This window comes from Roseococcus thiosulfatophilus, assembly GCF_017311575.1.
GTDB lineage: Bacteria > Pseudomonadota > Alphaproteobacteria > Acetobacterales > Acetobacteraceae > Roseococcus > Roseococcus thiosulfatophilus.
In genome coordinates this window covers 68,939-94,907 of sequence record NZ_JAFFQY010000062.1, presented here as the reverse complement: position 1 = coordinate 94,907, position 25,969 = coordinate 68,939, and the positions used below count along the sequence as shown (strand labels likewise).

The following is a 25,969-nucleotide window of genomic DNA, read 5'->3' as shown; positions in this document are numbered from 1 at the left end:
GCGTCCTCAGCCCTTGGCGTCGTTCGCCGCCTCGGGGCGGATCACGGCGGAGATGGTGCCGCGCACCACGGTGACGCGCACGCCATTGGCGATCTCGACCTCCACCTCATCCGAGGTTTCCTTCACGAGCTTGACCTCGCCCAGGATGCCGCCCGCGGTCACCACGCGGTCGCCGCGCTTCAGCGCGCCCAGCATGGCCTTGTGCTCCTTCATCTTCTTCTGCTGCGGACGGATCAGCAGGAAGTAGAACACGACGAAGATGAGGATGAGCGGCAGAAGCTGCATCACGATGGCGCCAGCGCCGCCGGCGGCGTCCTGGGCGTAGGCCGGGGAGATGAACATGTGTCCTCGCAGGGGCGATGGGGGAGATGGAGAGGGCGCAACCTAGCCACCCGGCCCCCAGCGTCAAGAAGAGGGGGGCCTCAAGGCAAGGGCTGGCCGCCCCCTGGACTCACGGCCGGGGCGGCGCTTCAACGCCTGGATGGACGCTGAACTGCTGGCCCGCATCGCCGCCGCCCTCGAACGCCTGGCCCCGCCGCCCCCGCCCCCGCCGACCCTGGAGGGGGCCGATGCCTTCGTCTGGCACCCGCCCGCCCGGCTGCAGCCGGTGCCGGTGGTCAGCCGCGTGGACATCACGCTGCTGCAGGGGGTGGCGCGGCAGAAGGCGATCCTGCTGGAGAACACGCTGCGCTTCGCCCGCGGCCTGCCGGCCAACAACGCCATGCTTTGGGGTGCCAGGGGCATGGGGAAGTCCTCGCTGGTGAAGGCCGCCCATGCCGAGGCCAATGCCCAGCACCCGGGCAGCCTCGCGCTGATCGAGATCCATCGCGAGGACATCCGCACGCTCCCGGAATTGCTGAACCACCTGCGCGGGCAGCACCGTCGCGCGCTGGTGTTCTGCGACGACCTCTCCTTCGAGAAGGAGGATGCCGACTACAAGGCTCTGAAGAGCGTGCTGGATGGCGGCATCGAGGGGCGGCCCTCGAACGTGCTGTTCTACGCGACCAGCAACCGCCGCCACCTGATGCCGCGCGACATGATCGAGAATGAGCGCAGCACCGCCATCAATCCGGCCGAGGCGGTGGAGGAGAAGGTGTCTCTCTCCGACCGCTTCGGCCTCTGGATCGGCTTCCACAACTGCGACCAGGACACCTTCTTCGCCATGATCGACGGCTATGCCGGGGCGATGAACCTGCCCGTGGGCCAGGAGGAGTTGCACAAAGCCGCCATCGAATGGTCGGTCACGCGCGGTGGGCGCTCGGGGCGTGTGGCCTGGCAGTTCATCCAGGAGATGGCCGGCCGCCTCGGGGTGAAGGCGTGAAGTTCCTGGACAGCCTGGAGGTGCTGCACGCCCTCTATGGCGTGCCCACCCCGGCCTCGACCCGCAAGGAGGCGCCGCGGATCATCCCCGAATACCGCCGCATCATCGAGGCCGCGCCCTTCCTGGCGCTGGCGACGGCGGGGCCGGAGGGGCTGGACTGTTCCCCGCGCGGCGACCGGCCGGGGCAACTGGTCCGCATCCTGGACGAGACGACGCTGGCCCTGCCCGACCGGCGCGGCAATGACCGCATCGACAGCCTGCGGAACATCCTGCGCGACCCGCGCGTGGCGCTGATGTTCCTCATCCCCGGCAGCGGCAATGCGCTGCGGGTGAATGGCACCGCGCGCATCACGGCGGATGCGGCGCTGTGCGAGAGCTTCACCATGGAGGGCCGCGCCCCGCGCAGTGTGGCCATCATCACCGTCGAGACGATCTATTTCCAATGCGCCCGCGCCGTGATCCGCGCGGCGCTCTGGGAACCCCACGCCAAGCCCGACCTGCCCACCCCCGGCCAGATCCTGGCCGCGCTGACCGAAGGCGAGGTGGGCGGCGCGCGCTATGACAGCGAATGGCCGGAGCGCGCGGCCAAGACCATGTGGTGAGGCTCGGCCCCGCCACCCGCGACGCGCGCGGGCGCTTCCTGAATCCGGACGGCACCCAGGCCTTCCAGCCGCTGCACCGCGTCGCGCGGATGCTGACCGAGCGCCGCGGCACCCCCTGGCCACGCGACCTGCGTGACTCGCCGCAGCCCCCGCCGCCCGCGCAGGTGCCGGCGGGGCAGGGGGCCTTCACCTTCCTGGGCCACTCCACCTTCCTGGTGCGGCTGGCCGATGGCACCACCCTGCTGACCGACCCGATCTTCAGCGAGCGGTGCAGCCCCTTCACCTGGATCGGCCCCCGCCGCGCCCGGCCGCCCGCCCTGGCGCTGGAGGAACTGCCGCGGATTGATGCCGTGCTGGTGAGCCATGGGCATTACGACCACATGGACCTTCCCAGCCTGCGCGCCCTGCACGCGCGCTGGCAGCCGCGCCTCATCACGGGGCTGGGCCATGTCGAATTCCTGGCGCGCAACGGCGTGCCGGGCGCGGTGGAGCTGGATTGGGGCCAGGCGGCGCCGCTGCCCGGCGGGCACCGGGCGACCTATGTGCCCATGCGCCACTTCTCGGCGCGCGGCATCCGCGACCGTGCGATGGCGCTGTGGGGCGGCTTCGCGGTGGAGGTGGCCGGCGGCGGCCGCTTCCTCTTCACCGGCGACACGGCGGCGGGTGGGCATCTGGACACCATCGGCGCGCATTTCGGCGGCTTCGGCGCGGCCCTGATCCCCATCGGCGCCTATGAGCCGCTGTGGTTCATGCAGCACGTCCACATCACGCCCGAACAGGCGCTGGAGGCGCAGCGCCAGCTTCGCGCCCGCACCGCCATCGCCATGCATTTCGGCACCTTCAAGCTGACGCAGGAGGGGATCGAGGAGCCCGTCCAGCGGCTGCTGGCCGCGCGGGGGACGCAGGATTTCCGGGTGCCGGGCTTCGGGGAGACGCTGGCGCTGCCGCTGCGGTAGGGAACGGCCTTCCCAACCCACCGGCCGCACAGCGGCCGGCGCGCCCAAACCGACCGGGCATCCCTCGCGCCCGTGGCGGCGCGAAGCCAAGCGGCCAGCGGCCGCGCCCGGCGTTTGAGGGCGTGAACAACACCCGCGCCCGGCGCCTGAGGGCGTGAATCAGGTCCTGATCAGCCGCACGCGCCGCCCGGCCACGCCCAGCGCCAGCCGGCCCTGCTTCAGCGCCAGCGCATCCTCGCCGAACACCTCGCGCCGCCAGCCGGCGAGGCAGCGCACATCGGGCTCCGCCTCGCTGGCGAGCCGCTCCAGATCCTCGGTGTCGGCCAGGAGCTTGGGGGCGACGTTGTGGGCCTCGGCGGCGGCGGCCAGCAGCACCTTGAGCAACGCGACCAGCGCGGGCGAGGCGCCGGCGCCCTTGCGCGCCTCCAGCGGCTCCGGCAGGGCGTCATCGGGCAAAGCGCGCGCCTCGGCGATGGCGGCGAGCAGGCCGGCACCCGACTTGCCGCGCGCGAAGCCCTCGGTCACGCCGCGGGCGCGGGCCAGCTGCTCGGGGGTGGCGGGGGCGGAGGCCGCGAGTTCCAGCAGCGTCTCGTCCTTCACCAGCCGGCCGCGCGGGATGTTCACGCGCTGCGCCTCGGCCTCGCGCCAGGCGGCGGCGGCGCGCAGCACGCCCAGGAAGCGGCGGTTGCTGGTCTTGGGCTTCAGGCGTTCCCAGGCATTTTCGGGGCGGGTGATGTAGGTTTCGGGTTCGGCCAGCGCGTCCATCTCCTGCGCCACCCAGTCGAGCCGCCCCTCGTTCAGCAGCTTTTCCCGAAGCTCCCGATAGACGCGGCGCAGATGGGTGACGTCCGCGACCGCATAGGCGATCTGCGCGGCGGAGAGCGGCCGGGCGGACCAGTCGCTGAACCGGTGGGCCTTATCAATGGCGGCCCCCGCCAGCGCGCGCACCAGGCTGTCATAGCTCGCCTGGTCGCCGAAGCCGGCCACCATGGCGGCCACCTGGGTGTCGAAGAGGGGGGTGGGCACGGCGCCGAATTTCAGCAGGAAGATTTCCACATCCTGCCGGGCGGCGTGGAAGACCTTCACCACGGCGGGGTCGGCCAGGAGTTCGCCCAGTGGCGCCAGGTCCATGCCCTCGGCCTGGGCGTCCACGACCGCCACCTCGCTCTCGCCGGCAAGCTGGACGACGCAGAGCTCCGGCCAATAGGTGCGTTCGCGCATGAACTCCGTGTCCACCGTCACATAGGGTTCGGTGCGGAGGCGCTCGCAGAGGGCGGCAAGCTCCTCGGCGGAGGTGATGAGGCGGGGGGTGGGGTCGGTGCTGCGGGCCATTGCCCTTGGGTTTAGGGCCTCGCGGGCGGCGCGCAAAGTGCGCCCCGGCCGGTGGCTTGACTTCCCGCCGGGGGCAAGGCCCTTTGCCGCCCCTGCCTCTTCCGTTCGCCAGACCAGGGTTCCCATGCACGCCTACCGCACCCACACCTGCGGCGCCCTCCGCGCCGAGCACGCCGGACATACGGCCCGCCTCTCCGGCTGGGTGCACCGCAAGCGCGACCATGGCGGGCTGCTCTTCATTGATCTGCGCGACCATTACGGCATCACGCAATGCGTCATCCCCTCTGGCTCGGCCGTTTTCGCCGCCGCCGACGCGGTGCGGGTGGAGAGCGTGATCACCGTCACCGGCGAGGTGGTGAACCGCGAACCCGGCACCATCAATGACAAGCTGCCCACCGGCGCCATCGAGCTCAGGGTGAAGGAGCTGGTGGTGCAGTCCACCGCCGATGTGCTGCCCTTCCAGGTGGCGCAGGAGCAGGAGGCGCCGGAGGAGATGCGCCTGCGCTACCGCTTCCTCGATTTGCGGCGGGAGCGGCTGCAGCGCAACATGATCCTGCGCGCCAAGATCATCGACAGCATCCGCCGCCGCATGATCGAGATCGGCTTCAATGAATTCCAGACGCCGATCCTGACCGTCAGCAGCCCCGAGGGCGCGCGGGACTTCCTGGTGCCGGCCCGCCTGCACCCCGGCAAGTTCTACGCCCTGCCCCAGGCGCCGCAGCAATACAAGCAGCTGACCATGGTGGCGGGCTTCGACCGCTACTTCCAGATCGCGCCCTGCTTCCGCGACGAGGCGGGCCGCGCCGACCGCACGCTGATGTTCTACCAGCTCGACGTGGAAATGAGCTTCGTCACGCAGGAGGATGTGTTCTCCGCGATGGAGCCCGTGATCCGCGGCACCTTCGAGGAATTCGCCGAAGGCCGCCCGGTGGATGCCGGCCCCTGGATCCGCATCCCCTATGCCAAGGCCATGCTGGACTACGGCTCGGATAAGCCTGACCTGCGGAACCCGCTGGTGATCCGCGACGTGACGGAGCATTTCGCGGGCTCGGGCTTCGGGCTCTTCGCCAAGATCGCGGCGGGCGGTGGCGTGGTGCGGGCCATCCCGGCGCCGGGCGCCGGCGCCAATCCGCGCAGCTTCTTCGACAAGCTGAACGAGTGGGCGCGGGAGCAGGGGGCGGGCGGCCTCGGCTACATCACCTTCGATGCCGAGGGGCCAAAGGGGCCGATCGCCCGCAACCTGGAGGCCGAACGCGCCGAGGCCATCCGCCAGGCCTGCGGGCTGAACCCCGGCGATGCGGTGTTCTTCGCCGCCGGCAAGGAGGCCGATGCCGCCAAATTCGCCGGGCAGACCCGCCTGCGCCTGGGCAATGAACTCGGCCTGACGGCGAAGGAAGGCTTCCGCTTCTGCTGGATCACCGATTTCCCGTTCTACGAGCTGAACGAGGACACGGGCCAGGTGGATTTCAGCCACAACCCCTTCTCGATGCCGCAGGGCGAGATGGAGGCGCTGAACACCAAGGACCCGCTGACCATCCCGGCCTACCAGTACGATATCGTCTGCAATGGCTATGAGATGGCCTCCGGCGCCATCCGCAACCACAAGGCCGAGATCATGGTGAAGGCCTTCGGCATCGCGGGCTATCCGCCCGAGGCCGTGGAGGAACGCTTCGGCGGCATGCTGAACGCCTTCCGCTTCGGCGCCCCCCCGCACGGCGGCATGGCGGCGGGCATTGACCGCATCGTGATGCTGCTGGCCGAGGAGCCCAACCTGCGCGAGGTGAACCTCTTCCCCATGAACCAGCAGGGCGAGGAGCTGATGATGGGCTCGCCCTCCACGGTGGAGGAGGCGCGGCTCAAGGAATTGTCACTGCGTGTATCCCTGCCCCCCGCGAAGGCTGCACCTGCCCCGCAAAAGGGCTAGAAGGGCGTATGATCCGACGCGCCCTCCTGACCGGCCTCACCCTGCTGCTGCTCGCCCCCGCGGTGCCCGCGCAGCAGGCCACCCCTCCCGCGACTCCAGGCGCCGAGCCGGGGCATGAGCGCATGCTCGCCCACAGGGCGGCCTACCGCCTCACGCTGGACGGCGCGCGCGACGGTTCGGGGGTGGCGGAGGCGCAGGGGCTGATGCTCTTCGACATCCTGGACGCCTGCGATGCCTGGGCCGCGCGCCAGCGCTTCACCCTCATCATCCAGGACCGCGACGGCAACAGCATCGAGACGAGTTCGGAATACAACACGCTGGAGGCGAAGGACGGCACGCGGCTGCGCTTCTCGCTCAACCAGATCACGGAGGGCGCCGTCACCTCCCGCGTGGCCGGCACGGCGGAGCTGACGCCCGAGGGTGGCGTCGCGCGCTATGACGAACCCACCAATGCCGAGGAACGCCTGCCCCCCGGCACGCTGCTGCCCATGCAGCACACCATCCGCGCCCTGGCGGCGGCGCGTTCGGGGCAGCGCATCATGGTCTCCCCGCTTTTCGACGGCACCAGCGACGAGGGCGCGCAGGACACCACGACGCTCTTCGCCGGCGGCTGGACGGCGCCGCAGGCCCACGCGCAATTCCCGCTGCTCTCGCCGCTCGGCAGCGCCCGCATGCGCATCGCCTTCTTCGACCGCGACCAAGCGGCGCAGGGCGGGGCCTCCACCCCCAGCTACGAGGTCAGCCTGCGCTATTATGAGAATGGCGTGGCCGATGAGCTGCTGATGGATTTCGGTGATTTCCGCGTGCGCGGCGAGCTGGCGGAACTGACGCCCATCCCCAGCCCCTGTTGAACCCGCATCCGATCGCCCCCGGTGTCCAGCCGGGGGCGTGAATCGGCCGCTCGGCATGTTCTCCCGGTCCGGGTTGTCACCCTCTTCCTCACGGCCAATCCTGTCGCGGCACCGCCCGGGGGAGACGCCATGCCGATGATCCTTGCCGCCAATGCCAATGCCCAGGGCAGCCATGTGGGCGAATGGCGGCACCCCGACGCCTGGGACCGGCCGGCCGCCAACCTGGCCAATGCCGTGCGCCTCGCCCAGATCGCGGAAGGGGGTTGCTTCGACCTGCTGTTCCTGGCCGATGGCAACGGCGTGCGGAACATGGACAAGCCGGACCTCTTCGCCGCCACCTCGCCCTCCGACCGGCCGGGCATCTTCGAGCCCGTCACGCTGCTTTCCGCGCTCGCCATGGCGACTTCGCGCATCGGCCTCGTCGCCACCACCACCACCACCTATGACGAGCCCTTCCATGTGGCGCGCCGCTTCGCCTCGCTCGACCACATCAGCGGGGGGCGGGCGGGGTGGAACCTGGTCACCACCTCCAACCCAGGCGACGCGCTGAACTTCAGCCACGACGCGCATGTGCCGCGCGACGACCGCTATGAACGCGCCTTCGAATTCGCCGCCGTGGTGAAGGGTCTGTGGGATTCCTGGGCGGATGACGCCTTTCCGCAGGACAAGGCGAGCGGCCGCTTCCTCGACCCCGCCCGCGTCCATGCCCTGAACCACCATGGCAAGCATTTCCAGGTGGCGGGCCCGCTGAACGCGCCGCGGCCGCCGCAGGGGCAGCCGGTGGTCTTCTCGGCCGGGCAGTCGGAGACGGGCAAGGAGCTCTCTGCCGCCATGGCCGATTGCGTCTTCGCCATCGAGGGCACGCTGCCCCGCGCCCAGGCCCTCTATGCCGACCTGAAGGGGCGGCTGGCGAAGCACGGCCGCACGCCGGATAGCCTGAAGGTGCTGAGCGGCGTCACCATCATCGCCGGCGAGACGGCCGCCGAGGCCCAGGCCCTCTCCGACGAGCTGGACGCGCTGGTGCCGGATGCGGTGGCACTCGACTACCTGAACAAGATGACCGGGCTGAAGTTCAAGCTTTCCACGCTGGACCAGCCCTTCCCCGACCTCGACACCAGCGAGGTCGGCCCCACCGCCATCGCCCAGGCCATCGTCGCCCGCGCGCGGGGCGAGGGCATGAGCATCCGCCAAGCCAGCCGCGCCATCCTGCCGCAGATGGCGGGCAACCTCTTCGTGGGCAGCGCGACAGAGGTCGCGGACCGCATGGAGGAGTGGTATCGCGGCCAGGGCTGCGACGGCTTCATGATCGCCGCCCCAGTCGTGCCCACCGGCCTGGAACGCTTCATCCGCCTGGTGGTCCCGGAACTGCGCCGCCGTGGCCTGTTCCGCACCGCCTATGAGGGCACCACCCTGCGCGACCATCTGGGCCTGCCGCGCCCGGCCAACCGCTTCTTCCCGGCCTGACGCGCCGGGCCGATACTGCCGCCAGCTTCCAGGGGGATCCCATGCCGCGCCACGAATTCCCGACCATAGACCTCGCCGCCATCGGGCTGGAGACGGGCCAGGTGACCTCCGCCTCCCTGGTCGAGGAGGCGCTGGTGCGCGCCCAGGCCGGCGAGGGGCCGCGCGTCTTCACCACCCTGCACATGAAGGCGGCGCGTGATGCCGCGCTCGCCATGGATGCGCTGCGCAAATCCGGCCGCGCCCCCAGCCGCTATGCCGGCATTCCCATCACCATCAAGGACCTCTTCGACGAAGCGGGTGTCACCACCCTGGCGGGTTCCGTGGCGCGCGAGGGTGCGGCCCCCGCCGCGCGCCACGCCCCCGTGGTGCAACGGCTGCTGCGCCAGGGCTTCATCGTGCTGGGGCGCACGAACATGACGGAGTTCGCCTTCTCCGGCCTCGGCGTAAACCCGCATTACGGCACGCCCCTCTCGCCCTGGGACCGGGAAACGGGGCGGCTGCCGGGCGGTTCCTCCTCCGGTGCGGCAGTCGCGGCAGCCGACGGCATGGGCTTTGGCGGCCTGGGCACCGACACGGGCGGCTCCTGCCGCATTCCTGCGGCGCTGTGCGGGGTGGTGGGCTTCAAGCCGACCGCGCGGCGCGTGCCCATGGAGGGCGTGCTGCCGCTCTCGCCCTCGCTCGATTCGGTGGGGCCGCTGGCGCGCTCGGTCGCCTGCTGCGCGACGCTGGATGCCTTCCTGGCCGGGGAAGAGAACGCCGCCCCCCTGCCGGAGATGAGCCTGTCCGGCCTGCGCCTCGCCATCCTCACCAATGTGGTCGAGGACGACATGGTGGGCGAGGTGGCCCGGCCCTATGCCCGCGCCCTGGCGCGCCTGGAAGCCGCCGGCGCGAAGCTGACCGACCTGAGGCTGCCCGAACTCGACCGCATCCCCGCCATGAACGCCAAGGGCGGCCTCACCGCCAGCGAGGCCTTCCACTGGCACCGCGACCTGATCATCCAGGCGGGCACGCGGTATGACCCGCGCATCCTGAAACGCATCAGCCGTGGCGAGCGCATGTCGGCCGCCGATTACCTCGACGTGCTGCGCGAACGCGCCGCGATCATCGCCGAGGCCGCCCGCCACACCGCCCCCTTCGACGCCGTGCTCTGCCCCACCGTGCCCCTGGCCCCGCCCGCATTGGCCGAGGTGGAGGACGAGGCCGAATACAACCGCATCAACCTGCTGCTGCTGCGCAACACGGCCATCGCCAACATCCTGGACCGCTGCGCCATCAGCATCCCCTGCCACACCCCGGGCGAAGCCCCCGGCGGCCTGATGCTGATGGGCGAGGCCATGCAGGACCAACGCCTGCTGGCCATCGCCGAAGCCGTGGAACGGGCGCTGGAGGGGTAGCGCCGGGAGGGCGCGCGAGGCGGGGAGGTGCGCCGCTGGCAGGGGCTGCCGCCCCCGCCAGACCACCCCCGCCAGGGGCCATGGGCCCCTGACCCCATGTGTGATGGCCATTTGTGGGGAGGGGCATCAAGGTCGCATCCGTGATGAAGGGCACGCCATGCCCCTCCCCACAAATGGCCATGAGACGGGTTCCGAGGGCCAAGGCCCTCGGCGGGATGGGTCTGGGAAGGGCAGCGCCCTTCCCAGGGCGTGACCTGCCCCGGCCGCGCCCTTCGGCGTTACGCCAGTCCCAGCGCCCAGAGCAGCACGCCTTTCTGGGCGTGCAGGCGGTTTTCGGCTTCGTCGAAGACGACGCTTTGCGGCCCGTCCATCACCTCGTCGGTGATTTCCTCGCCACGATGGGCGGGCAGGCAATGCATGACGATGGCGTCCGGCGCCGCGTGCTTCAGCAGGGCGCCATTGAGCTGGTAGGGCGCCAGCATGTTGTGGCGCTGGCGTGCGCTGGTCTTGTCATCGCTCATGGACACCCAGGTGTCGGTGACGACGCAGCGCGCGCCGGCCACGGCCTCCTGGGGCGAGGTGGTCAGTTCCACCCGCGCACCCTCGGCCCGCGCCCAGGCGATGAGGTCCGCCTTCGGCGCGAGTTCGGGCGGCGTGGCCACGCGCAAGGTGAAGTCGAAGCGCGCGGCGGCTTGGATGAAGCTCTGCGCCACGTTGTTGCCATCGCCCGTCCAGGCCACCACCTGCCCCGCGATGGGGCCGCGGTGTTCCTCGAAGGTCATGACATCGGCCATGAGCTGGCAGGGGTGCGAGACGTCGGTCAGCCCGTTGATGACGGGCACGGTCGCGTATTCCGCCAGTTCGCGCATCTTGGAGACGCGGTCGGTGCGAAGAATGATCGCGTCCACATAGCGCGACAGCACGCGGGCCGTGTCGGCCGGGGTTTCGCCGCGGCCGAGCTGGGTGTCCTTGCTGGACAGTGTCACCACCTCGCCGCCGAGCTGGCGGATGCCCACCTCGAAGCTGACGCGCGTGCGCGTGCTGGGCTTCTCGAAGATCATGGCGATGTGCTTGCCGGCCAGCGGCTTGTCCATGATCTCGCCGCGCTTCGCCCGTTGGCCTAGGTCCAGCATGCGGCGCAGGCTGGCCCGGTCAATGTCCATCAGTTCGAGGAAGTGGCGCGGCGCGCCACCCCCCGTCACTTCCTTGAGCGCCGCACTCACTTGGCGGCGGCCTTGGCCTGCGACGGCGTGAGGCGCAGGCAGGCGCGGTCGAGCATTTCCAGCGCCTGGTCGGCCTCGGCCTCGGTGATGATGAGCGGCGGGGCCACGCGCAGCACGTTCATGCCGGCGGCCACCGTCAGCAGGCCCTCGGCCACGCAGGCGGACTGCATCTCGCCGTTGTTGACCTCGGGGCGCAGCTTCAGGCCGATCAGCAGGCCGGCGCCGCGCGCCTCCTCGACCACCGTCGGGTGCTTCTGGGCCAGGGCCACGAAGCCGCGCCAGAGGTGGCGCGCCACGCGGTCCACCTGGTCCAGGAAGCCCGGGGCCAGCACCACGTCCAGCACGGCGTTGCCGGCCGCGGCCGCCAGCGGGTTGCCGCCATAGGTGTGGCCATGCGTGCCGGGCTTGAGGTGCTTCGCCACATGCTCCTTGGCCAGCACGGCGCCCAGCGGGAAGCCGCCGCCGATGCCCTTGGCCGCCGACATGATGTCGGGCTCGATGCCTGCCCATTCATGCGCCCAGAGCTTGCCCGAGCGGCCCATGCCGGTCTGCACCTCGTCGAGCGCGAGCAAAAGCCCGAACTCGTCGCAGACCGCGCGCAGGTCCTTGAGGAAGCGCAGGTCGGCCGGGCGCACGCCGCCCTCGCCCTGGATGGGCTCGATCAGCACGCCCGCCGTCTGCGGGCCGATGGCGTCGCGCACCGCGTTCATGTTGCCGAAGGGCACGTGGTCGAAGCCGTCCACCGGCGGGCCGAAGCCTTCCAGGTATTTCGCGTTGCCGGTGGCCGCGATCATGGCGAGCGTCCGGCCATGGAAGGCGCCCTCGAAGCAGATCAGGCGGTAGCGTTCCGGGTGGCCGTTCTCGGCGTGGTACTTCCGCACCGCCTTGACCATGCCTTCATTGGCCTCGGCGCCGGAATTGCAGAACAGCACGCTGTCCGCGAAGGAGGCCGCGACATGGCGCGCGGCCAGCCGCTCGGCCTGCGGCACGCGATACAGGTTCGAGACGTGCATCACCTTGGCCGCCTGCTCGGCGATGGCCTTCACCAAATGCGGGTGGCCGTGGCCGACGCTGGAGGTGGCGATGCCGGAGCCGAAATCGAGGAATCGTCGGCCATCCGTCGTCCACACCCAGGCGCCTTCACCCCGCTCGAAGGCGAGGTCGGCACGGTTGTAGTTGGGCATCAGGGCGGGGATCACGCGACGGCGCTCCTCTGGCGTTGCTCCGGGGGCGAAATGCTTCCGGAAACGGCCAGTTTGCGCCAAATCGTCCATAAGTCCAGCGCGGAAGCCTTGGGGCTGCCGCGCGGTGGATGCTCAGCGGCCGGAGCCGCCGCCCGCGCTGCCCGGGGTCTGCGGCGTCATGCCGCTGGTGCCCGGCCCCACCCGGCCGATATTGCCGAAGAGGGTCTGCATGATGGTGCGCTCGGTGCCCGGCGTGGGGGTCTCGCGCGTCACGAAGTCCACCCGCGGCATCTCCCGCTCCTCGACCTGGCGCACCTCGCGCACGGTGCCGCCCCCGTCGAAGGCGACCACGACCACGCGCTGGTCCCGCACCGCCAGCGCCCGGGCGGGCCGCACCTGGCTGACCGAGCTGATGTAGTACCACTCGCCATCGGCGAAGGTGCCGGTGTGGCTGGGGCTGCCCAGCGCCGCCTGGACATCGGCGCGGGTGGAGACGCCGGGCGTCACCTGGCGCAGCTGGTCCGCCGTCACGGCATGGCCGCGGTTGATGGCCGGCGTCGTGAAGACGTCGCGCGGGCGCTCGGGCAGGGGCGGCAGGTAGGAGCACCCCGTCAGCAGCAGCCCGGCGGCGAGGCCGGCGAGCGCCGGGCGGAGGTTGACCATTCGGAGGGGGCGGACCATGGCGTCACCTCTACCGACAGGGGGGCGCCGCGGTCAATGCGCGGCGGCCAGGCTGGGCTTCACGCCGGCTGCACCCCGGCCGCGCGCAGGATGGAGGAGTAGCGCTCGGTCTCGTCGCGGATGAAGGACATGACGCGGGCGGAGTCCGAGAAGCCCGGCCGGGGCTCCTCGCCGAAGCCCAGCAGGCGCTCGGTGTGGACCCGCAGCCCCGCATGGAAGGCCTGGCTGAGCGAGGCGAGGATGGGGGTGGGCGTGTTCGCCGGGGCAAAGGCCGCGCGCCAGTTCTCGAAGAAGAAGCGCGGCAGGCCGGCCTCGGCCGCGGTCGGCACGTCGGGCATCAGCCGGTTGCGGTTTGCCACCGTCAGCACCAGGGGGCGCATGGTGCCGGCGCGCACCTGCTCGAGGCTGGCCGCGATGCTGAGGATGGTCATGTGCGCCTCGCCGGAGACCACGGCCGCCGCCGCCGGCGCGCCGCCGCGGTAGTGCACCATCTCGAAGGAGACATCGGCCGCGGTGCGGAAGATCTCCGCCGCGATGTGCACCGGCCCGCCCAGCCCCGAGGTGGCGAGGTTGTAGCGCCCCGGATTGGCCTTCAGCAGGGCCACGATCTGCTCCAGGTTGCGGGCCGGGACGCTCGGGTGGACCGAAAGCGCCAGGGGCGCGAAGACCAGCACGCCGATTCCGGTGAAGTCGGTCACGGGGTGGAAGGGCAGGCGGGCCACCAGCGCCGGCGCCACGGCATGGGCGCTGTCATGCACCAGGACCGTGTGGCCGTCGGGCGGGGCCTTGGCCACCATGTCGGCGCCGATGGCGCCACCCGCGCCGGTGCGGTTCTCCACCACCATGGGCTGGCCGAGCGCGGCGGAGACCGGGTCCGCCAGCAGCCGGGCCAGGATGTCGGTGGGCCCGCCGGCCGCGAAGGGGACGATGCAGCGGAGGGGCCGGCTGGGGCGCCAGCCGCCGCCCGCCTGGGCGCGGGCGAGGGCGGGGGCGAAGAGGGAAGCGGACGCGGCAAGCACCGCGTGGCGGCGTGTGACCATGATGGCGTTCTCCCGGGGCGCGGGCACTCTTGGTTGGTGCGCCGCCCTTGCCGCGATACCAGAAGCCGCCCCGTGACTGCCAGGGAATGTTGTGGCCGGGCTGTGCCGCGCGCCCGGCGCGGGCTATTGCCACACGCCCCACCCGCGACAATCTCTCGCCACGACCCTTGGCGCAGCCCGCGCCCGCCTGATCCGAGGATGCCCCGACCCATGGCCCTGTTCGGCCTGCTCCGCCGCCGCCCCTATGAACGCATGGGGTTCGAGCTGTATGGCGCCGCCGTCGCCGCGGCCCGCCAGCCCGAATATTACGCGACGCTGGGCGTGCCCGACACGACCGCCGGCCGCTTCGAGCTGATCAGCCTGCATGTGGCCGTGCTGATCCGCCGGCTGCGCCGCTTCGCGGACAAGCCCGCGCAGGAGCTCGCGCAATCGGTGTTCGACGCGATGTTCTCCGACATGGACGTGACCATGCGCGAGATGGGCGTGGGCGATCTGGGCGTGGGCAAGCGGGTGAAGTTCCTGTGGGAGGGCTTCCACGGCCGCGCCCAGGTCTATGCCACGGCGCTCGACGCCGAGGACATGGCGGGGCTTGAGGCGGCCATCGCGCGCAATGTCTGGGCCGGCCAGCCGCCGCCCGAGGGTTCGGCGGCCGCGCTGGCCGCCCGTGCGCGCGCCATGGCCGAGACACTGGAAGGCCAGGGCTTCGAGGGCTTCGCCGCGGGCCAGGCACGCTTCGCATGACGCCTGAATTGCCCCACCCCCTGGTGCTGGCCCATGTGCCGGCGGGCGGGCAGCGCCTGCGCCTCGTGGCCGATGCGGCGCAATGCGCGGCGCTGGCCCGCCGCATGGGCATCCTGGCCGTGCATGCCCTGGCCGCCGAGCTGGACCTCCGCCCGGCCGAGGAAGGCCGCATCTCCGTCACCGGCCGCCTGACCGCGGAGGTGGAGCAGGAATGCGTGGTCAGCCTGGAGCCCGTGCGCCAGACCATCGCGGAGGATATCGCCTGGCGCCTGCTGCCCGATGGGATGGAACCCAGCGACGGTGATGACGACCCCGACGACATCGAGAGCGCCGGCGGCGTGGTGGATCTGGGCGAGGCGGTGGCGCAGCAGCTCTCCCTGGCGCTCGACCCCTACCCGCGCGCGCCCAATGCCCAGCGCCCCGATGATCCTGGCGATCACGGCGCGCATGGCCCCTTCGCGATGCTGGCAAAGCTGAAACCGCCAGGGTAGGTTGCGCGCGTGGCACGGCAGGTGCTATTCGCCCCGGCTCCCGCCCGTTGCAGCCGCAACGGCGAACCCGCTTGGGCCTTCCACCGCCCCGGTATCCTTTATGCATTGGAAAGGCTGGCTCGATGGCCGTCCCTAAGAAGAAGGTGTCTCCCTCTCGCCGTGGCATGCGGCGCAGCCACCACGCCGTGGCGAAGGAGGCGCATGTGGAGTGCTCCAACTGCGGCGAGGTGAAGCGGCCCCACCATGTGTGCCCGTCCTGCGGCCATTATGACGGGCGCGAAGTCGTCGCGGCCGGCGATGGGTCCAAGTCCGTCGTCAACATCTGAGGCCGGCGGCGCGGGACCCAGCTGCGGTGAATGTGGCCACGCCCGCGGAGGGAAGCCTCCGGCGTTTCTCCCTCGCCATTGACGCGATGGGCGGGGACCATGCCCCGCAATCCGTCCTGGACGGGCTGGAACTGGCCGCGGAACGCCATCCGCAGGCCCGCTTCCTGCTGGTGGGCGACGAGGCGAAGCTGACGCCCCTCCTGGCCACGCGGCCGGGGGCGGCCAAGCTCTGCGCCATCCGCCACGCGCCCGATGCCATCCCGGGCGACATGAAGCCGACCCAGGCGCTGCGCCAGGGCCGCAACTCCTCCATGCGGCTGGCCATTGACGCCGTCGCGGCCGGTGAGGCCGCGGGCGTCGTCTCCGCCGGGAACACCGGCGCGCTGATGGCGCTGGCCAAGATCGTCGTGAAGACCATGCCCGAGATCGGGCGGCCGGCGCTGGCGGCCATAGCACCTTCCTCGCGCGGCGACGTGGTCATGCTCGACCTCGGCGCCAATGTGCAGTGCGACGCGCGCAACCTGGTCGAATTCGCCATCATGGGCGACGCCTTCGCGCGCGCGGTGCTCGGCCTGCCCGCCCCCTCCATCGGCCTGATGAATGTCGGCAGCGAGGAGCTGAAGGGCGATGAGCGCGTGCGCCAGGCGGCCGAGGTGCTGCGCGGCGGCGCCTCCGGCCTGAATTTCCACGGCTTCATCGAGGGCCATGACATCGCGGCCGGCACGGTGGACGTGGTGGTGATGGACGGCTTCACCGGCAATGTGGCGCTCAAGACCGGCGAGGGCGCGCTGAAGCTGATGGGGGGGCTGCTGAAGCAGGTCTTCACCTCCTCCATTCCCGCGCGCCTCGGCTACCTGCTGGCCCGCCCGGCGCTGGAACGCCTGCGCGAATGGATGGACCCGCGCCGCTACAACGGCGCCATCCTGCTGGGGCTGAACGGCGTCGTGGTGAAATCCCATGGCGGCACGGATGCCACGGGGTTCGCCCATGCGGTGGATGTGGCCATGGACATGGTGACCCATGGCTTCACCCAGCAGATCCGCGAGAGCCTCTCGCGCCTCGCCCCCGAGACACCCCCCCTCGTCGCCCGGCAGGACTGATACGCCAAGATGCCCCTTCGTTCCGTGATCCTGGGGTGCGGCGGCTGCCTGCCCGCGCAAGTGGTGGACAATGCGGCGCTGGCCGCGCGCCACGGCCTCGACACCAGCGACGAATGGATTCGCGAGCGCAGCGGCATCACCCGCCGCCACATCGCCGGCCCGGGTGAGACCTGCACCAGCCTCGGCGCCGAGGCCGCCCGCCGGGCCCTGGCCCAGGCCGGCGCCACCGCCGCCGAGGTGGACATGGTGATCGTGGCCACCGCCACGCCCGACAACGCCTTCCCCTCCACCGCCGCGCATATCCAGCGCGAGCTGGGCATGGAGGGCGGCTTCGCCTTCGACGTCTCGGCCGCCTGCACGGGCTTCATCTACGCGCTGTCCATCGCCGACGCGATGCTGCGCGCGGGCCAGGCCCGCACCGCGCTGGTCATCGGCGCCGAGGTCTATTCGCGCATCATGGACTGGACCGACCGCGGCACCTGCGTGCTGTTCGGCGATGGCGCGGGGGCGGTGTTTCTCCGCGCCGAGGACCGCGCGGATGGCCGCGGCGTCCTGTCCACCCACCTGCACGCGGATGGGCGGCATTCGGACATCCTCTATGTCGAGGGCACGGGCGGGCCGCTGCGGATGGCGGGGCGCGAGGTGTTCAAGCACGCCGTGACCAAGCTCGCCGCCGTGGTGGAGGAGGCGCTGGCCGCCAATGGCCTGACGCGGGCCGAGGTGGACTGGCTGGTCCCGCACCAGGCCAATATCCGCATCATCGAGGCGATGGGCCGCAAGCTCGGCCTGCCGCCGGAGCGTGTGGTGGTCACGGTGGACCGGCACGCCAACACCTCCGCCGCCTCGGTGCCGCTGGCGCTGGCCGAAGCCGTGGAGGAGGGGCGCATCCGCCCCGGCGACATGGTGCTGCTGGAGGCGATTGGCGGCGGGCTGACCTGGGGCGCGGCGCTGGTCCGGTTTTGAACCACCCCCGGCCTGAAATGCGTCCGCGCCTGGCAATGCAGCGTTGATACGAAACGGATTGACGCGCCCGCCCAGTCCTGGCTTTGTTTCAAGGACAGGCACTTGTGGGTGGGGCACCATGGAAACCTTGACGCGGGCCGGGCTGGCGGAAGCCATCTATGCCGAGGTGGGTCTGTCGCGGCATGAATCCGCCGACCTGCTGGAGGCGGTGCTGGAGCGCATCTCCGCCACGCTGGAAGCGGGCGAGACGGTGAAGATCTCGGGCTTCGGCACCTTCCTGCTGCGCGAGAAGGGCCAGCGGATCGGCCGCAACCCCAAGACCGGGGTGGAGGTGCCCATCCTGCCCCGCCGCGTCCTGACCTTCCGGCCGAGCCAGGTGCTCAAGGCCCGCATCAACGGCACGCCCATCCCGCGCGAGGCCGCCCGAACATGAGTGACGTGGCCGAACCCGATTCCCGTTCGCGGCCCCGCAAATCCGCCCAGGCCTTCCGCACCATCAGCGAGGCCTCGGAACAGTTGAGCGTACCGCAGCATGTGCTGCGCTTCTGGGAGACCAAGTTCCCCCAGCTCAAGCCGCTCAAGCGGGGTGGTGGCCGGCGCTACTACCGCCCGGAGGACCTCGCGCTGCTGCGGCGCATCTCCGGCCTGCTCTACACCGAGGGCTACACGATCAAGGGCGTGCAGCGCCTGTTGGCCGAAGGCGAGCCCGAGACCCCCACCGCCCCCGAGGCGCCCGGCGTGGTGGAGGCGCTGGAGGAGCTGGAGGCCATCGCCGCGCGGCTCCGGGCCATGGCGGGGCGGGGGTAGCCCCTACTCCGCGCCGCCGCCTTCCGAGATTCGGCCCCGTCCTTCGCCCCGCGCCACGGGGAAGGCGGCGATGCTGCGCTCCGCGAGGCCTGGCAGGATGTCCAGGATCTGGCGCCAGGCGGGCTGGTCCGCGCGGCGGCAGGCCTCTTCGAGATCCCGCGCCGCATCCCGCAGGGCGATGGCGCCGAAGGTGGCGGCGGAGGCCTTGAGGCTGTGCGCCTCATCCTCCACCCGGGCGGGGTCTGTCAGGCCGTGCATGCGGCGCACGCGGTCCTTGGTCTCGGCGGCGAAGACGCTGATGAGGCGGGGCAGGCGGCCCGGACCCACGGCGGCGCGCAATTCCTCCAGCGTCTCGCGGTCCAGCAGCGGCGGCTGGAGCTGCGGGCCAGGCTCGGCGACGGTCGGGAGGGGCCGGCGGGGGCGGCTTGCGATGACGCGCTCCACCGCCCGCAGCAGTTCCAGCCGGTCCAGCGGCTTGGGCAGGTGGCCATCCATGCCGACCTCCAGGCAGCGTTCCGCGTCATCGGGCATCACGCTAGCGGTCATGGCGATGATGGGCACGCGGCCGCGCGGGCCACGGATGGCGCGAATGGCGCGCGTGGCGGCATAGCCATCCATCAGCGGCATGCGCAGATCCATCAGGATCAGGTCGTAGTCGCCGGACTCGGCGCAGGCGGCGGCCTCGGCCCCGTCGCGCGCCAGCTCCACCGTGTAGCCGGCCTTGCGGAGGATGGCGACGGCGACGAGCTGGTTGGCCTTGCCATCCTCGGCCAGCAGGATGCGCCCATGGGCCAGGCTGGGCGGCGGCGCCGTCTCGCGCCGGGGGGCGAGGCGGCTGGGCGGCGCGCCCGAGGCCGGCACGGGCGGCAAGGGCAGGTCGAAGAAGAAGGTGCTCCCGCGGCCCGGCGTGCTGTCCACCGCGATTTGCCCGCCCATCAGCGAGACGAGGCGCTGGCAGATGGCGAGCCCGAGGCCCGAGCCCGGCTGGTCGCCCCCCGCGCCGATCTGGGTGAAGCGGCTGAACAGCTTCTGGCGCAGCTTGGGCGGGATGCCGATGCCGGTGTCGGTCACGGCGAAGCCCACATGGCCCTCGGGCAGGGCGGCGAGGCGCAACTCCACGCTGCCGCGATGGGTGAACTTCACCGCGTTGTCGGCGAGGTTCATCAGCACCTGGCGGATGCGCATGGCGTCGCCCACCAGCTGCGCGGGCAGCAGGTGGTCGAGGCTGGCCGACAGCTCGATGCCCTTCTCGGCCGCCGCCGGTGCCAGCAGGTCCAGCACATCCTTCACGACATCGGCCAGGCTGAATGGGGCGGGATGGATGTCGAGCTTGCCGGCCTCGATGCGCGACATGTCCAGCAATTCGTTCACGGTCTGCAGCAGGGTGGCGCCGCAGCGCCGCGCCGTCTCGGCATAGGCGCGCTGCTCGGCGTCCAGCGGCGTGTCGAGCAGCAGAGAGAGCGTGCCCATGACGCCATGCAGGGGCGTGCGGACCTCGTGGCTCGTGAAAGCCAGGAAATCGCTCTTTTCCTGGCTGGCGCGTTCGGCGGCGCGGCGGGCCTTCGCGGCCTCCTTCTCGGCGCGCTTGCGGGCGGTGACGTCGTGCTGAATGCCGACGAAGGCCAGCAGCGTGCCGTCCTCGCCGAAGACGGGCGAGAGGCGCAGCTCATTGGTGAAGCGGCGGCCGTCGCGGCGGTGGTTGGTGAACTCCACCGTGACGGGCTTGCGGTCCGCGATGGCGCGGCGCAAGGCCCGCACGGCCGTGACCTCGGTGGACTTGCCCTGGAGGAAGCGGCAGTTGCGGCCCAGCACCTCCTCGGCCGGATAGCCCGTGATCTGGGCGAAGGCCGGGTTCATGAAGACGATGGGGCAGTCATGCAGGGAGGGGTCGGCGAGCGTGATGCCCGTGGGCGCGGCCGCGATGGCCAGCGCCAGCACGCCATCCAGCCCAGCGGCCGAGATGGCGTTGCCACTGCCGTCCAGATAGGCGTTGCCGCCCGCATCGCGGCGGATCTCCGGCGGGGCCGGAGGCCGCGCGGGGGCGCTACTCGTCGTAGGCGAGGAGGGTTTCGACTGGGACATCGAGGCGCCTCCTTCCGCCGAGGAAGGTCAGTTCCAGCATGGTGGCCACCGCGGGCACCTCGGCGCCGGCCTGGCGCAGCAGCGCCACGCCCGCCGCCATGGTGCCGCCGGTGGCCAGCAGGTCATCGAGCAGGACCACACGCTGCCCGGGGGTGATGGCGTCGGCCTGCATCTCGATCCGGTCCGTGCCGTATTCCAGCGCGTAGTCGAGGCCGATGGTCTCGCCCGGCAGCTTGCGCGGCTTACGGAGCATGATGAAGCCGAGGCCGAGTTCGAGCGCCAGCGGGGCGGCCAGCAGGAAGCCGCGGCTTTCGATGCCGGCCAGCACCTGCGGGCGGTGCGGGGTGACGCGCGCGGCCATGGCCGACATGGCGGCCTTCCAGGCTTGCGCATTCCTGAGCAAGGTCGAGATGTCGTAGAACAGGATTCCGGGCTTGGGAAAATCCGGGATGCCACGGATGTGGCGCTTGAGTTCGCTCTCGGTCACGGCTTTCTTCGGTGCTCGGCGGGCGGTCCGCGACGGACCGCGCAGAAAGGCGCCTTCGTGCAGACTACGCCTTGCCGCCAGTAATCCGCAAGCGCGCCCGCAGTTTTATGGCAATGGTTCCGCAGGAGATCAGGTCAACACCATGTCACGCACGTCTCTCGCCATCCTGATCGGCATCGTCGGATTTGTTTTATATATTTTGGCAGTGGTCGCGTTGGGCGATTACGTGGTGTTGGCGCACTGGGCCGTTCAGACCGTTTATTACGTTGTTGTAGGGATTATCTGGGTCTGGCCGGCCAAGTGGCTGATGATCTGGGGCGCGGGCGGCAGGCGGGTGGAGTAACCCCTCAGCCCGCCAGTTCGCGCGAGCGCGCGGTGGCGGCCGCGATGGCCTCGCGCATCAGGTCCGGCAGGGCGCCCTCCCGCATCAGCACGGCCAGCGCGCGTTCCGTCGTGCCCTTGGGGCTGGTGACGGCGCGGCGCAAGGCCGCGGCATCCTGGTCGCTCGCGCCCAGCAGCGCCCCGGAACCCGCGACCGTGGCGCGCGCCATGCGGCGGGCGAGGTCGGGCGGCAGGCCCTGGTCGAGGGCGGCGGCCTCCATCACCTCGGCCAGCAGGAAGACATAGGCGGGCCCGCCGCCCGAGACGGCGGTGACGGCGTCGATCATGCCCTCATCCTCCACCCAGGCGGCCTCGCCGATCGCGGAGAGCAACCGGTCGCAGAGATCGCGCTGGCCCGCGTCCACGCCTGCGCCCGCGAAGCCCACGGTGAAGCCCTGGCGCACGGCGGCGGGCGTGTTGGGCATGGCGCGCACCACCCGCGCTTCCCCGCCCAGCAGGGCGGAGAGCCCCGCCACCGTCTTGCCGGCCATGATGGAGAGGAACACCGTCTCCGGCCGGGCGAAGGGCGCGAGGGCCGGGATGGCGACCGGCGCCTCCTGCGGCTTGGTGGCCAGGATGACGGCGGCGGGCTGGAAACCCGCGGGGATTTCGCCCGTGGTGGCAACGTGGCGAACCCGGCCGGCGAAAGCGGCCATGGCCGGCGCATGGGGCTCGACCACCACCGTCTCGGGCGGCAGCCCCTGTTCGAGCCAGCCGGACAGCATGGCCCCGCCCATCTTGCCGCAACCCAGGAGCAGCAGGGGGGGAAGCGCCATGGTCACATCTCCAGCATCTTGCGCAGCAGGGACACGTCCTCGGCGAAGGTCGGATCTTCCTGCATCAGTTCCGTGATCTTGTTCACCGCGTGCAGCACCGTCGTATGGTCGCGGTTGCCGAAGCGCTTGCCGATCTCGGGCAGCGAGCGCGAGGTGAGCTGCTTCGCCAGGTACATCGCCACCTGGCGCGGCCGGGCCACGGCGCGGGAGCGGCGGGCGGAGGCCATCTCGGTCAGGCGGATATTGTAGTGCTCGGCCACCTTGCGCTGGATGTCGTCGATGGACAGGCGCTTGTCATGCGCGCGCAGGATGTCCGAGAGCACCTCGGGCACGCTTTCCAGCGTGATCGGCCGGCCGAAGAGGCGCGCATGGGCCACGATGCGGTTCAGCGCGCCCTCCAGGTCCCGGACATTGGAGGCGATCTTGCGCGCCAGCAATTCCAGCACCCGCGCCGGCACCTCCACCCCCGCATGGGCCGCCTTGGCCTGGAGGATCGAGAGGCGCAGCTCATAGGTGGTGGCGTGCAGATCGGCCACGATGCCGCCTGAGAGGCGGGTGCGCAGCCGGTCCTCGATGCCCGAGAGGTCATTCGGCGCCTTGTCGGCCGAGATGATGATCTGCTTGCCGGCGTCGATCAGCGCGTTGAAGGTGTGGAAGAATTCCTCCTGCGTGTTGTCCTTGCCGATCAGGAACTGCAGGTCATCCACCATCAGCACATGGACCGAGCGCAGCTGCGTCTTGAACTCCATGATGTTCTGCGTCCGCAGCGCATTGATGAAGCGGTACATGAACTTCTCGGCGGACATGTAGGCGATCTGCAGCTCGCTCTCGCGCTCGCGCAGGGACCAGGCGATCGAGTGCATGAGGTGCGTCTTGCCCAGCCCCACCCCGCCATAGAGGAAGAGCGGGTTGAACCCCGCCTGGGCCGGGCGTTCGGAGACACGGCGGGCGCAGGCATGGGCGAATTCATTGGGCTTGCCGACGACGAAGCTGTCGAAGGTGAAGCGCGGGTCGAGCGGCACCAGCCAGTCATTCTTCCCGCCCTCGGCGGTGGCGGCGGCGGGTGCGGCGGGCGGGGGGCTCAGGCTCTCGGCGAGGCCAGGCGGCGAGGCGGGCGCGGCCACGGCCTCCTGCACCAGCTCCGGCGCCTCGGCCGCCACGCGCAATTCCACGCGGCGCACGCCGCCCATCTCGGCCTGGCACAGCACGCGCAGGCGGTCGCCGTAATGGTCGCGCACCCAGTCACGCAGGAAGCGGGTGGGAAGGGTGATATGCGCGACATCCCCCTCCAGGCCCGAGAGGGTGAGCTGGCGCAGCCAGGTCCGGTATTCCACATCGCCCACCTCCTGGCGGAGACGGCTGCGAACCTTGGCCCAGGCCGTGGCGGCCTTCCCGGCATTCGGGGGGAGTTCGCCGGCTTCGTGATTCATTCCCGACCTCTGCCTCTCCACCGCGGAGATGTTTCCGCTCAACCTTCCGGGAGGCGAATCCCGGAGAACCAATTGCCACCTGTCCGGGTCCCGGGGGCCAAACGGCCCCGCCCGCCTTTCACCTTACGCGCGACAGTAACTGAGTCCCGCGCAAGAAGTGAACGTCACTTCGCAGGACTCTGAAACAGAGCGACACATGTGGCAAAGAAACACCACTGTCATGAAGGTATGCGGACGCAGTAATGCGGACCGAAGGGGAAATCCCCTTCAGCCGCACAACAGATGGATATTTTGAGGGCTGGCCTCAGGCCGCGGCGCTGAGCGCCTTGATCCGGGCCGACAGCCGCGAGAGCTTGCGGGCCACGGTGTTCTGATGGAGCACGCCCTTGGTCACGGCGCGCTGCATCTCAGGCTGGGCCTCGCGGAACGCGGCCTCCGCCTTGGGCTTGTCCGCGGTGGCAATGGCCAGTTCCAGCTTGCGCAGGAAGGTACGCACGCGCGAACGGCGCATACGGTTGCGCTCGGTGCGCTTCGCGGTCTGACGGATGCGCTTGCGCGCGGAAGCGTTGTTGGCCATGGGCGGGCGGGCTATCGCTCTGTGTCAAGTGAAAAGGAGGGAGCAGCGAAGGCGGAGCCGCCGCTGCGCGAGGCACGGTCTTACGCCGCCCCCCCCGCAGCGTCAACCCGGGAGCGGCCGGCGCACCGCATTCAGCGGTTGCGGAAGCTGGGCGCGCGCTTCTCGGCGAAGGCCGCCATGCCCTCCTTCTGGTCCTCGGTCGCGAAGAGGGAATAGAAGATCTTGCGCTCGAAGCGCACGCCCTCGGCCAGCGTCGTCTCGAAGGCGCGGTTCACGCTTTCCTTGGCGATGGCGACGGAGGGGGCCGAGAGGCTCGCGATCTTGGCCGCCACCTTGCGCGCCTCGTCCAGCAGCTGGTCGGCCGGCACCACGCGGGCGACGAGGCCGCAGCGCTCGGCCTCCTCCGCGTCCATCATGCGGGCGGTCAGCACCAGGTCCATTGCTTTTGCTTTGCCCACGGCCCGCGTCAGGCGCTGGGTGCCGCCCGCGCCGGGGATGATGCCGAGGTTGATCTCGGGCTGGCCGAACTTCGCCGTGTCGGCCGCGATGATCATGTCGCACATCATCGCCAGCTCGCAGCCGCCGCCCAGCGCGAAGCCCGCCACCGCCGCGATGACGGGCTTCTTGATGGTGGGCACCACCTCCCAGTTCGCGGTGATGAAGTCCTCGAAATAGACCTGCGGGTAGGTGCGGGCCTGCATCTCCTTGATGTCGGCGCCGGCGGCGAAGGCGCGCTCGCTGCCCGTGATGATGATGGCGGCGATGGCGGGGTCCGCGTCATAGGCGCGCAGCGCCTCGCCCAGCTCGCGCATCAGCTGGTCGCACAGCGCGTTCAGCGCCTTGGGGCGGTTGAGGCGGATGAGGGCGGTGGCGCCCTCCGTCTCGGTCAGGATCATGTCATACGCCATGTGGGCGGTCCTCAACGCTGGTGTTTGGGGCAGTAGAAGGTGGATCGGCCGGACTGCACAAGCCGCGTGATCCCCGGGCAGCGGGGCGCGCCCGGACAGTCCCGGCAGGGCTGGCCCTCGCGGTCATAGACGTCGAACCGATCCTGGAAGCGGCCCACCTCGCCATCCGCGCGGACATAGTCGCGCAGGCTGGAACCGCCGGCGGCGATGGCCTCGCGCAGCACGGCCTGGATCGCGCCATGCAGCCGCGCGGCGCGCTGCCCGGGGATGGTGGCCGAAAGCCGACGGGGCGAGATGCCGGCGCGGAACAGCGCCTCGCACACATAGATGTTGCCGAGGCCGGCCACCGTCTTCTGGTCCAGCAGCGCGGCCTTGATGGGGGTGAAGCGGCCTTCCAGCGCCTTCTCCAGCGCGGCGATGGTGAAGCCCGCCTCCAGCGGCTCCGTCCCCAGGCCGGCCAGTAGCTTGTGGCTGTCCTCCGCCTCGCGCGGCACCAGGTCCAGGCTGCCGAAGCGGCGCGGGTCCACGAAGCCCACGCGCCAGCCGCCCTCGGTCTCCATCACCAGGTGCTCATGGGCTTCGGGCGGCGCGTTGTGGCCGCGCGCGTCCGACGCGGCACCCTGCGGCCCCTGGCGCGGCACGAAGGGCGCGTCCCGGTGCCGCGCCACCATCCGGCCCGACATGCCGAGATGGATCAGCACGCTCTCGCGCCCTTCCAGCCGCATCAGCATGTATTTGCCGCGCCGGCGGAACCCCTCCACCCGCGCGCCCGCCAGCGTGGCGGCCAGGTGCGCGGGCAGGGGCCAGCGCAGGTCGGGCCGGCGCAGCTCCGCCATGCGGATCACCTGGCCCTCCAGAACGGCGGCAAGTCCGCGCATGACGGTCTCGACTTCGGGCAATTCGGGAATGGCGGGCCTCCTTCGTGCGG

General features: G+C 70.9%; 28 protein-coding genes. 15 read left to right on the top strand and 13 right to left on the bottom strand.

Annotation, left to right across the window (positions count from 1 at the left end):
- Positions 1-6 precede the first annotated feature (6 nt).
- On the bottom strand, positions 7-342 hold the full coding sequence (gene yajC / locus JTN19_RS17340) for a preprotein translocase subunit YajC (protein WP_191085852.1): 336 nt from the start codon (positions 340-342) through the stop codon (positions 7-9).
- A gap of 139 nt (positions 343-481) precedes the next feature.
- On the opposite strand from yajC, the gene JTN19_RS17335 reads away from it, so the two are divergent.
- From JTN19_RS17335 to JTN19_RS17325, 3 genes are read left to right on the top strand one after another with little or no spacing between them, the layout of a single operon-like run.
- A complete protein-coding gene (locus tag JTN19_RS17335; RefSeq protein ID WP_206935212.1) occupies positions 482-1,321 on the top strand; it encodes an ATP-binding protein in 840 nt (279 codons plus the stop codon).
- Positions 1,318-1,923 (top strand): pyridoxamine 5'-phosphate oxidase family protein, encoded by a 606-nt coding sequence (locus JTN19_RS17330; protein ID WP_340643362.1) that lies wholly within the window; start codon positions 1,318-1,320, stop codon positions 1,921-1,923. The genes JTN19_RS17335 and JTN19_RS17330 overlap by 4 nt, the downstream gene beginning before the upstream one ends.
- Positions 1,920-2,879, top strand: a complete 960-nt coding sequence (locus tag JTN19_RS17325) for an MBL fold metallo-hydrolase (protein ID WP_340643361.1) — start codon at positions 1,920-1,922, stop codon at positions 2,877-2,879. Before JTN19_RS17330 ends, JTN19_RS17325 begins: the two co-directional genes overlap by 4 nt.
- A 159-nt stretch (positions 2,880-3,038) precedes the next feature.
- On the opposite strand, the gene rnd is transcribed toward JTN19_RS17325, so the two are convergent.
- The gene (gene rnd, locus JTN19_RS17320) at positions 3,039-4,211 is read right to left on the bottom strand and encodes a ribonuclease D (RefSeq protein ID WP_206935206.1); all 1,173 of its coding nucleotides are present in this window, start codon (positions 4,209-4,211) and stop codon (positions 3,039-3,041) included.
- A gap of 124 nt (positions 4,212-4,335) precedes the next feature.
- Between rnd and aspS the strand changes: the two genes are divergently transcribed.
- From aspS to JTN19_RS17300, 4 genes are all read left to right on the top strand, one after another.
- Positions 4,336-6,135, top strand: coding sequence for an aspartate--tRNA ligase (aspS, locus tag JTN19_RS17315; RefSeq protein WP_206935204.1), 1,800 nt, complete (start codon positions 4,336-4,338; stop codon positions 6,133-6,135).
- Between the two features lie 8 nt (positions 6,136-6,143).
- On the top strand, positions 6,144-6,986 hold the full coding sequence (locus tag JTN19_RS17310; protein ID WP_223880927.1) for an EipB family protein: 843 nt from the start codon (positions 6,144-6,146) through the stop codon (positions 6,984-6,986).
- 129 nt (positions 6,987-7,115) lie between these two features.
- Positions 7,116-8,450 carry an LLM class flavin-dependent oxidoreductase gene (locus JTN19_RS17305; protein ID WP_206935203.1) on the top strand — a complete coding sequence of 445 codons (1,335 nt, stop codon included), beginning with the start codon at positions 7,116-7,118 and terminating at the stop codon, positions 8,448-8,450.
- A 41-nt stretch (positions 8,451-8,491) separates the two neighbouring features.
- Positions 8,492-9,844 (top strand): amidase, encoded by a 1,353-nt coding sequence (locus JTN19_RS17300; protein ID WP_206935202.1) that lies wholly within the window; start codon positions 8,492-8,494, stop codon positions 9,842-9,844.
- Between the two features lie 278 nt (positions 9,845-10,122).
- On the opposite strand, the gene argF is transcribed toward JTN19_RS17300, so the two are convergent.
- From argF to JTN19_RS17280, 4 genes are all read right to left on the bottom strand, one after another.
- Entirely contained in the window at positions 10,123-11,067 is a 945-nt protein-coding gene (gene argF / locus JTN19_RS17295; protein WP_340643360.1) for an ornithine carbamoyltransferase, read from the bottom strand.
- On the bottom strand, positions 11,064-12,266 hold the full coding sequence (locus JTN19_RS17290) for an acetylornithine transaminase (RefSeq protein ID WP_206935201.1): 1,203 nt from the start codon (positions 12,264-12,266) through the stop codon (positions 11,064-11,066). The genes argF and JTN19_RS17290 overlap by 4 nt, the downstream gene beginning before the upstream one ends.
- Before the next feature lie 117 nt (positions 12,267-12,383).
- Entirely contained in the window at positions 12,384-12,932 is a 549-nt protein-coding gene (locus tag JTN19_RS17285) for an outer membrane protein assembly factor BamE (RefSeq protein ID WP_206935200.1), read from the bottom strand.
- 59 nt (positions 12,933-12,991) lie between these two features.
- Complete coding sequence (locus tag JTN19_RS17280) at positions 12,992-13,972, bottom strand: Bug family tripartite tricarboxylate transporter substrate binding protein (RefSeq protein ID WP_206935199.1); 981 nt, start codon at positions 13,970-13,972, stop codon at positions 12,992-12,994.
- Between the two features lie 210 nt (positions 13,973-14,182).
- Here JTN19_RS17280 and JTN19_RS17275 point away from each other — a divergent pair, with 210 nt between their 5' ends.
- The 7 genes from JTN19_RS17275 (at position 14,183) to JTN19_RS17245 (ending at position 18,400) form a co-directional block, all read left to right on the top strand.
- On the top strand, positions 14,183-14,713 hold the full coding sequence (locus JTN19_RS17275; protein WP_206935198.1) for a ubiquinol-cytochrome C chaperone family protein: 531 nt from the start codon (positions 14,183-14,185) through the stop codon (positions 14,711-14,713).
- The gene (locus JTN19_RS17270) at positions 14,710-15,204 is read left to right on the top strand and encodes a YceD family protein (RefSeq protein ID WP_206935195.1); all 495 of its coding nucleotides are present in this window, start codon (positions 14,710-14,712) and stop codon (positions 15,202-15,204) included. The genes JTN19_RS17275 and JTN19_RS17270 overlap by 4 nt, the downstream gene beginning before the upstream one ends.
- 122 nt (positions 15,205-15,326) lie before the next feature.
- Complete coding sequence (rpmF, locus tag JTN19_RS17265; RefSeq protein ID WP_184386511.1) at positions 15,327-15,530, top strand: 50S ribosomal protein L32; 204 nt, start codon at positions 15,327-15,329, stop codon at positions 15,528-15,530.
- Positions 15,531-15,616: 86 nt separating this feature from the next.
- Positions 15,617-16,630 (top strand): phosphate acyltransferase PlsX, encoded by a 1,014-nt coding sequence (gene plsX / locus JTN19_RS17260; RefSeq protein ID WP_206935484.1) that lies wholly within the window; start codon positions 15,617-15,619, stop codon positions 16,628-16,630.
- A 9-nt stretch (positions 16,631-16,639) separates the two neighbouring features.
- Positions 16,640-17,593: a beta-ketoacyl-ACP synthase III gene (locus JTN19_RS17255; protein WP_206935192.1), complete on the top strand. Its 954-nt coding sequence runs from the start codon at positions 16,640-16,642 to the stop codon at positions 17,591-17,593.
- A gap of 118 nt (positions 17,594-17,711) precedes the next feature.
- Positions 17,712-18,026, top strand: a complete 315-nt coding sequence (locus JTN19_RS17250; RefSeq protein WP_206935189.1) for an integration host factor subunit alpha — start codon at positions 17,712-17,714, stop codon at positions 18,024-18,026.
- On the top strand, positions 18,023-18,400 hold the full coding sequence (locus tag JTN19_RS17245; RefSeq protein WP_206935187.1) for a MerR family transcriptional regulator: 378 nt from the start codon (positions 18,023-18,025) through the stop codon (positions 18,398-18,400). The genes JTN19_RS17250 and JTN19_RS17245 overlap by 4 nt, the downstream gene beginning before the upstream one ends.
- Positions 18,401-18,403: 3 nt before the next feature.
- On the opposite strand, the gene JTN19_RS17240 is transcribed toward JTN19_RS17245, so the two are convergent.
- Both JTN19_RS17240 and JTN19_RS17235 read right to left on the bottom strand, forming a co-directional pair.
- On the bottom strand, positions 18,404-20,482 hold the full coding sequence (locus tag JTN19_RS17240; RefSeq protein ID WP_206935185.1) for an ATP-binding protein: 2,079 nt from the start codon (positions 20,480-20,482) through the stop codon (positions 18,404-18,406).
- Positions 20,445-20,969, bottom strand: coding sequence for an adenine phosphoribosyltransferase (locus tag JTN19_RS17235; protein WP_206935183.1), 525 nt, complete (start codon positions 20,967-20,969; stop codon positions 20,445-20,447). Before JTN19_RS17235 ends, JTN19_RS17240 begins: the two co-directional genes overlap by 38 nt.
- On the opposite strand from JTN19_RS17235, the gene JTN19_RS17230 reads away from it, so the two are divergent.
- Positions 20,950-21,312, top strand: a complete 363-nt coding sequence (locus JTN19_RS17230) for a DUF2842 domain-containing protein (RefSeq protein WP_206935180.1) — start codon at positions 20,950-20,952, stop codon at positions 21,310-21,312. The two genes, JTN19_RS17235 and JTN19_RS17230, sit on opposite strands and share 20 nt — an antisense overlap.
- A 4-nt stretch (positions 21,313-21,316) precedes the next feature.
- On the opposite strand, the gene proC is transcribed toward JTN19_RS17230, so the two are convergent.
- From proC to mutM, 5 genes are all read right to left on the bottom strand, one after another.
- Positions 21,317-22,126, bottom strand: coding sequence for a pyrroline-5-carboxylate reductase (gene proC, locus JTN19_RS17225; protein WP_206935178.1), 810 nt, complete (start codon positions 22,124-22,126; stop codon positions 21,317-21,319).
- 2 nt (positions 22,127-22,128) lie between these two features.
- Positions 22,129-23,556 (bottom strand): chromosomal replication initiator protein DnaA, encoded by a 1,428-nt coding sequence (gene dnaA / locus JTN19_RS17220; protein ID WP_206935176.1) that lies wholly within the window; start codon positions 23,554-23,556, stop codon positions 22,129-22,131.
- 304 nt (positions 23,557-23,860) lie between these two features.
- Complete coding sequence (gene rpsT / locus JTN19_RS17215) at positions 23,861-24,133, bottom strand: 30S ribosomal protein S20 (protein WP_184386521.1); 273 nt, start codon at positions 24,131-24,133, stop codon at positions 23,861-23,863.
- A gap of 131 nt (positions 24,134-24,264) precedes the next feature.
- Complete coding sequence (locus JTN19_RS17210) at positions 24,265-25,041, bottom strand: enoyl-CoA hydratase (protein ID WP_206935173.1); 777 nt, start codon at positions 25,039-25,041, stop codon at positions 24,265-24,267.
- A gap of 11 nt (positions 25,042-25,052) precedes the next feature.
- A complete protein-coding gene (gene mutM / locus JTN19_RS17205) occupies positions 25,053-25,949 on the bottom strand; it encodes a bifunctional DNA-formamidopyrimidine glycosylase/DNA-(apurinic or apyrimidinic site) lyase (RefSeq protein ID WP_206935481.1) in 897 nt (298 codons plus the stop codon).
- Positions 25,950-25,969 lie beyond the last annotated feature (20 nt).

Coding starts and splice junctions, on each gene's coding strand:
- yajC (WP_191085852.1), bottom strand. CDS start 342: ATGTTCATCTCCCCGGCCTACGCCCAGGACGCCGCCGGCGGCGCTGGC.
- JTN19_RS17335 (WP_206935212.1), top strand. CDS start 482: ATGGACGCTGAACTGCTGGCCCGCATCGCCGCCGCCCTCGAACGCCTG.
- rnd (WP_206935206.1), bottom strand. CDS start 4,211: ATGGCCCGCAGCACCGACCCCACCCCCCGCCTCATCACCTCCGCCGAG.
- aspS (WP_206935204.1), top strand. CDS start 4,336: ATGCACGCCTACCGCACCCACACCTGCGGCGCCCTCCGCGCCGAGCAC.
- JTN19_RS17310 (WP_223880927.1), top strand. CDS start 6,144: ATGATCCGACGCGCCCTCCTGACCGGCCTCACCCTGCTGCTGCTCGCC.
- JTN19_RS17305 (WP_206935203.1), top strand. CDS start 7,116: ATGCCGATGATCCTTGCCGCCAATGCCAATGCCCAGGGCAGCCATGTG.
- JTN19_RS17300 (WP_206935202.1), top strand. CDS start 8,492: ATGCCGCGCCACGAATTCCCGACCATAGACCTCGCCGCCATCGGGCTG.
- JTN19_RS17285 (WP_206935200.1), bottom strand. CDS start 12,932: ATGGTCCGCCCCCTCCGAATGGTCAACCTCCGCCCGGCGCTCGCCGGC.
- JTN19_RS17280 (WP_206935199.1), bottom strand. CDS start 13,972: ATGGTCACACGCCGCCACGCGGTGCTTGCCGCGTCCGCTTCCCTCTTC.
- JTN19_RS17275 (WP_206935198.1), top strand. CDS start 14,183: ATGGCCCTGTTCGGCCTGCTCCGCCGCCGCCCCTATGAACGCATGGGG.
- JTN19_RS17270 (WP_206935195.1), top strand. CDS start 14,710: ATGACGCCTGAATTGCCCCACCCCCTGGTGCTGGCCCATGTGCCGGCG.
- rpmF (WP_184386511.1), top strand. CDS start 15,327: ATGGCCGTCCCTAAGAAGAAGGTGTCTCCCTCTCGCCGTGGCATGCGG.
- plsX (WP_206935484.1), top strand. CDS start 15,617: ATGGGCGGGGACCATGCCCCGCAATCCGTCCTGGACGGGCTGGAACTG.
- JTN19_RS17255 (WP_206935192.1), top strand. CDS start 16,640: ATGCCCCTTCGTTCCGTGATCCTGGGGTGCGGCGGCTGCCTGCCCGCG.
- JTN19_RS17250 (WP_206935189.1), top strand. CDS start 17,712: ATGGAAACCTTGACGCGGGCCGGGCTGGCGGAAGCCATCTATGCCGAG.
- JTN19_RS17245 (WP_206935187.1), top strand. CDS start 18,023: ATGAGTGACGTGGCCGAACCCGATTCCCGTTCGCGGCCCCGCAAATCC.
- JTN19_RS17240 (WP_206935185.1), bottom strand. CDS start 20,482: ATGTCCCAGTCGAAACCCTCCTCGCCTACGACGAGTAGCGCCCCCGCG.
- proC (WP_206935178.1), bottom strand. CDS start 22,126: ATGGCGCTTCCCCCCCTGCTGCTCCTGGGTTGCGGCAAGATGGGCGGG.
- dnaA (WP_206935176.1), bottom strand. CDS start 23,556: ATGAATCACGAAGCCGGCGAACTCCCCCCGAATGCCGGGAAGGCCGCC.
- rpsT (WP_184386521.1), bottom strand. CDS start 24,133: ATGGCCAACAACGCTTCCGCGCGCAAGCGCATCCGTCAGACCGCGAAG.
- JTN19_RS17210 (WP_206935173.1), bottom strand. CDS start 25,041: ATGGCGTATGACATGATCCTGACCGAGACGGAGGGCGCCACCGCCCTC.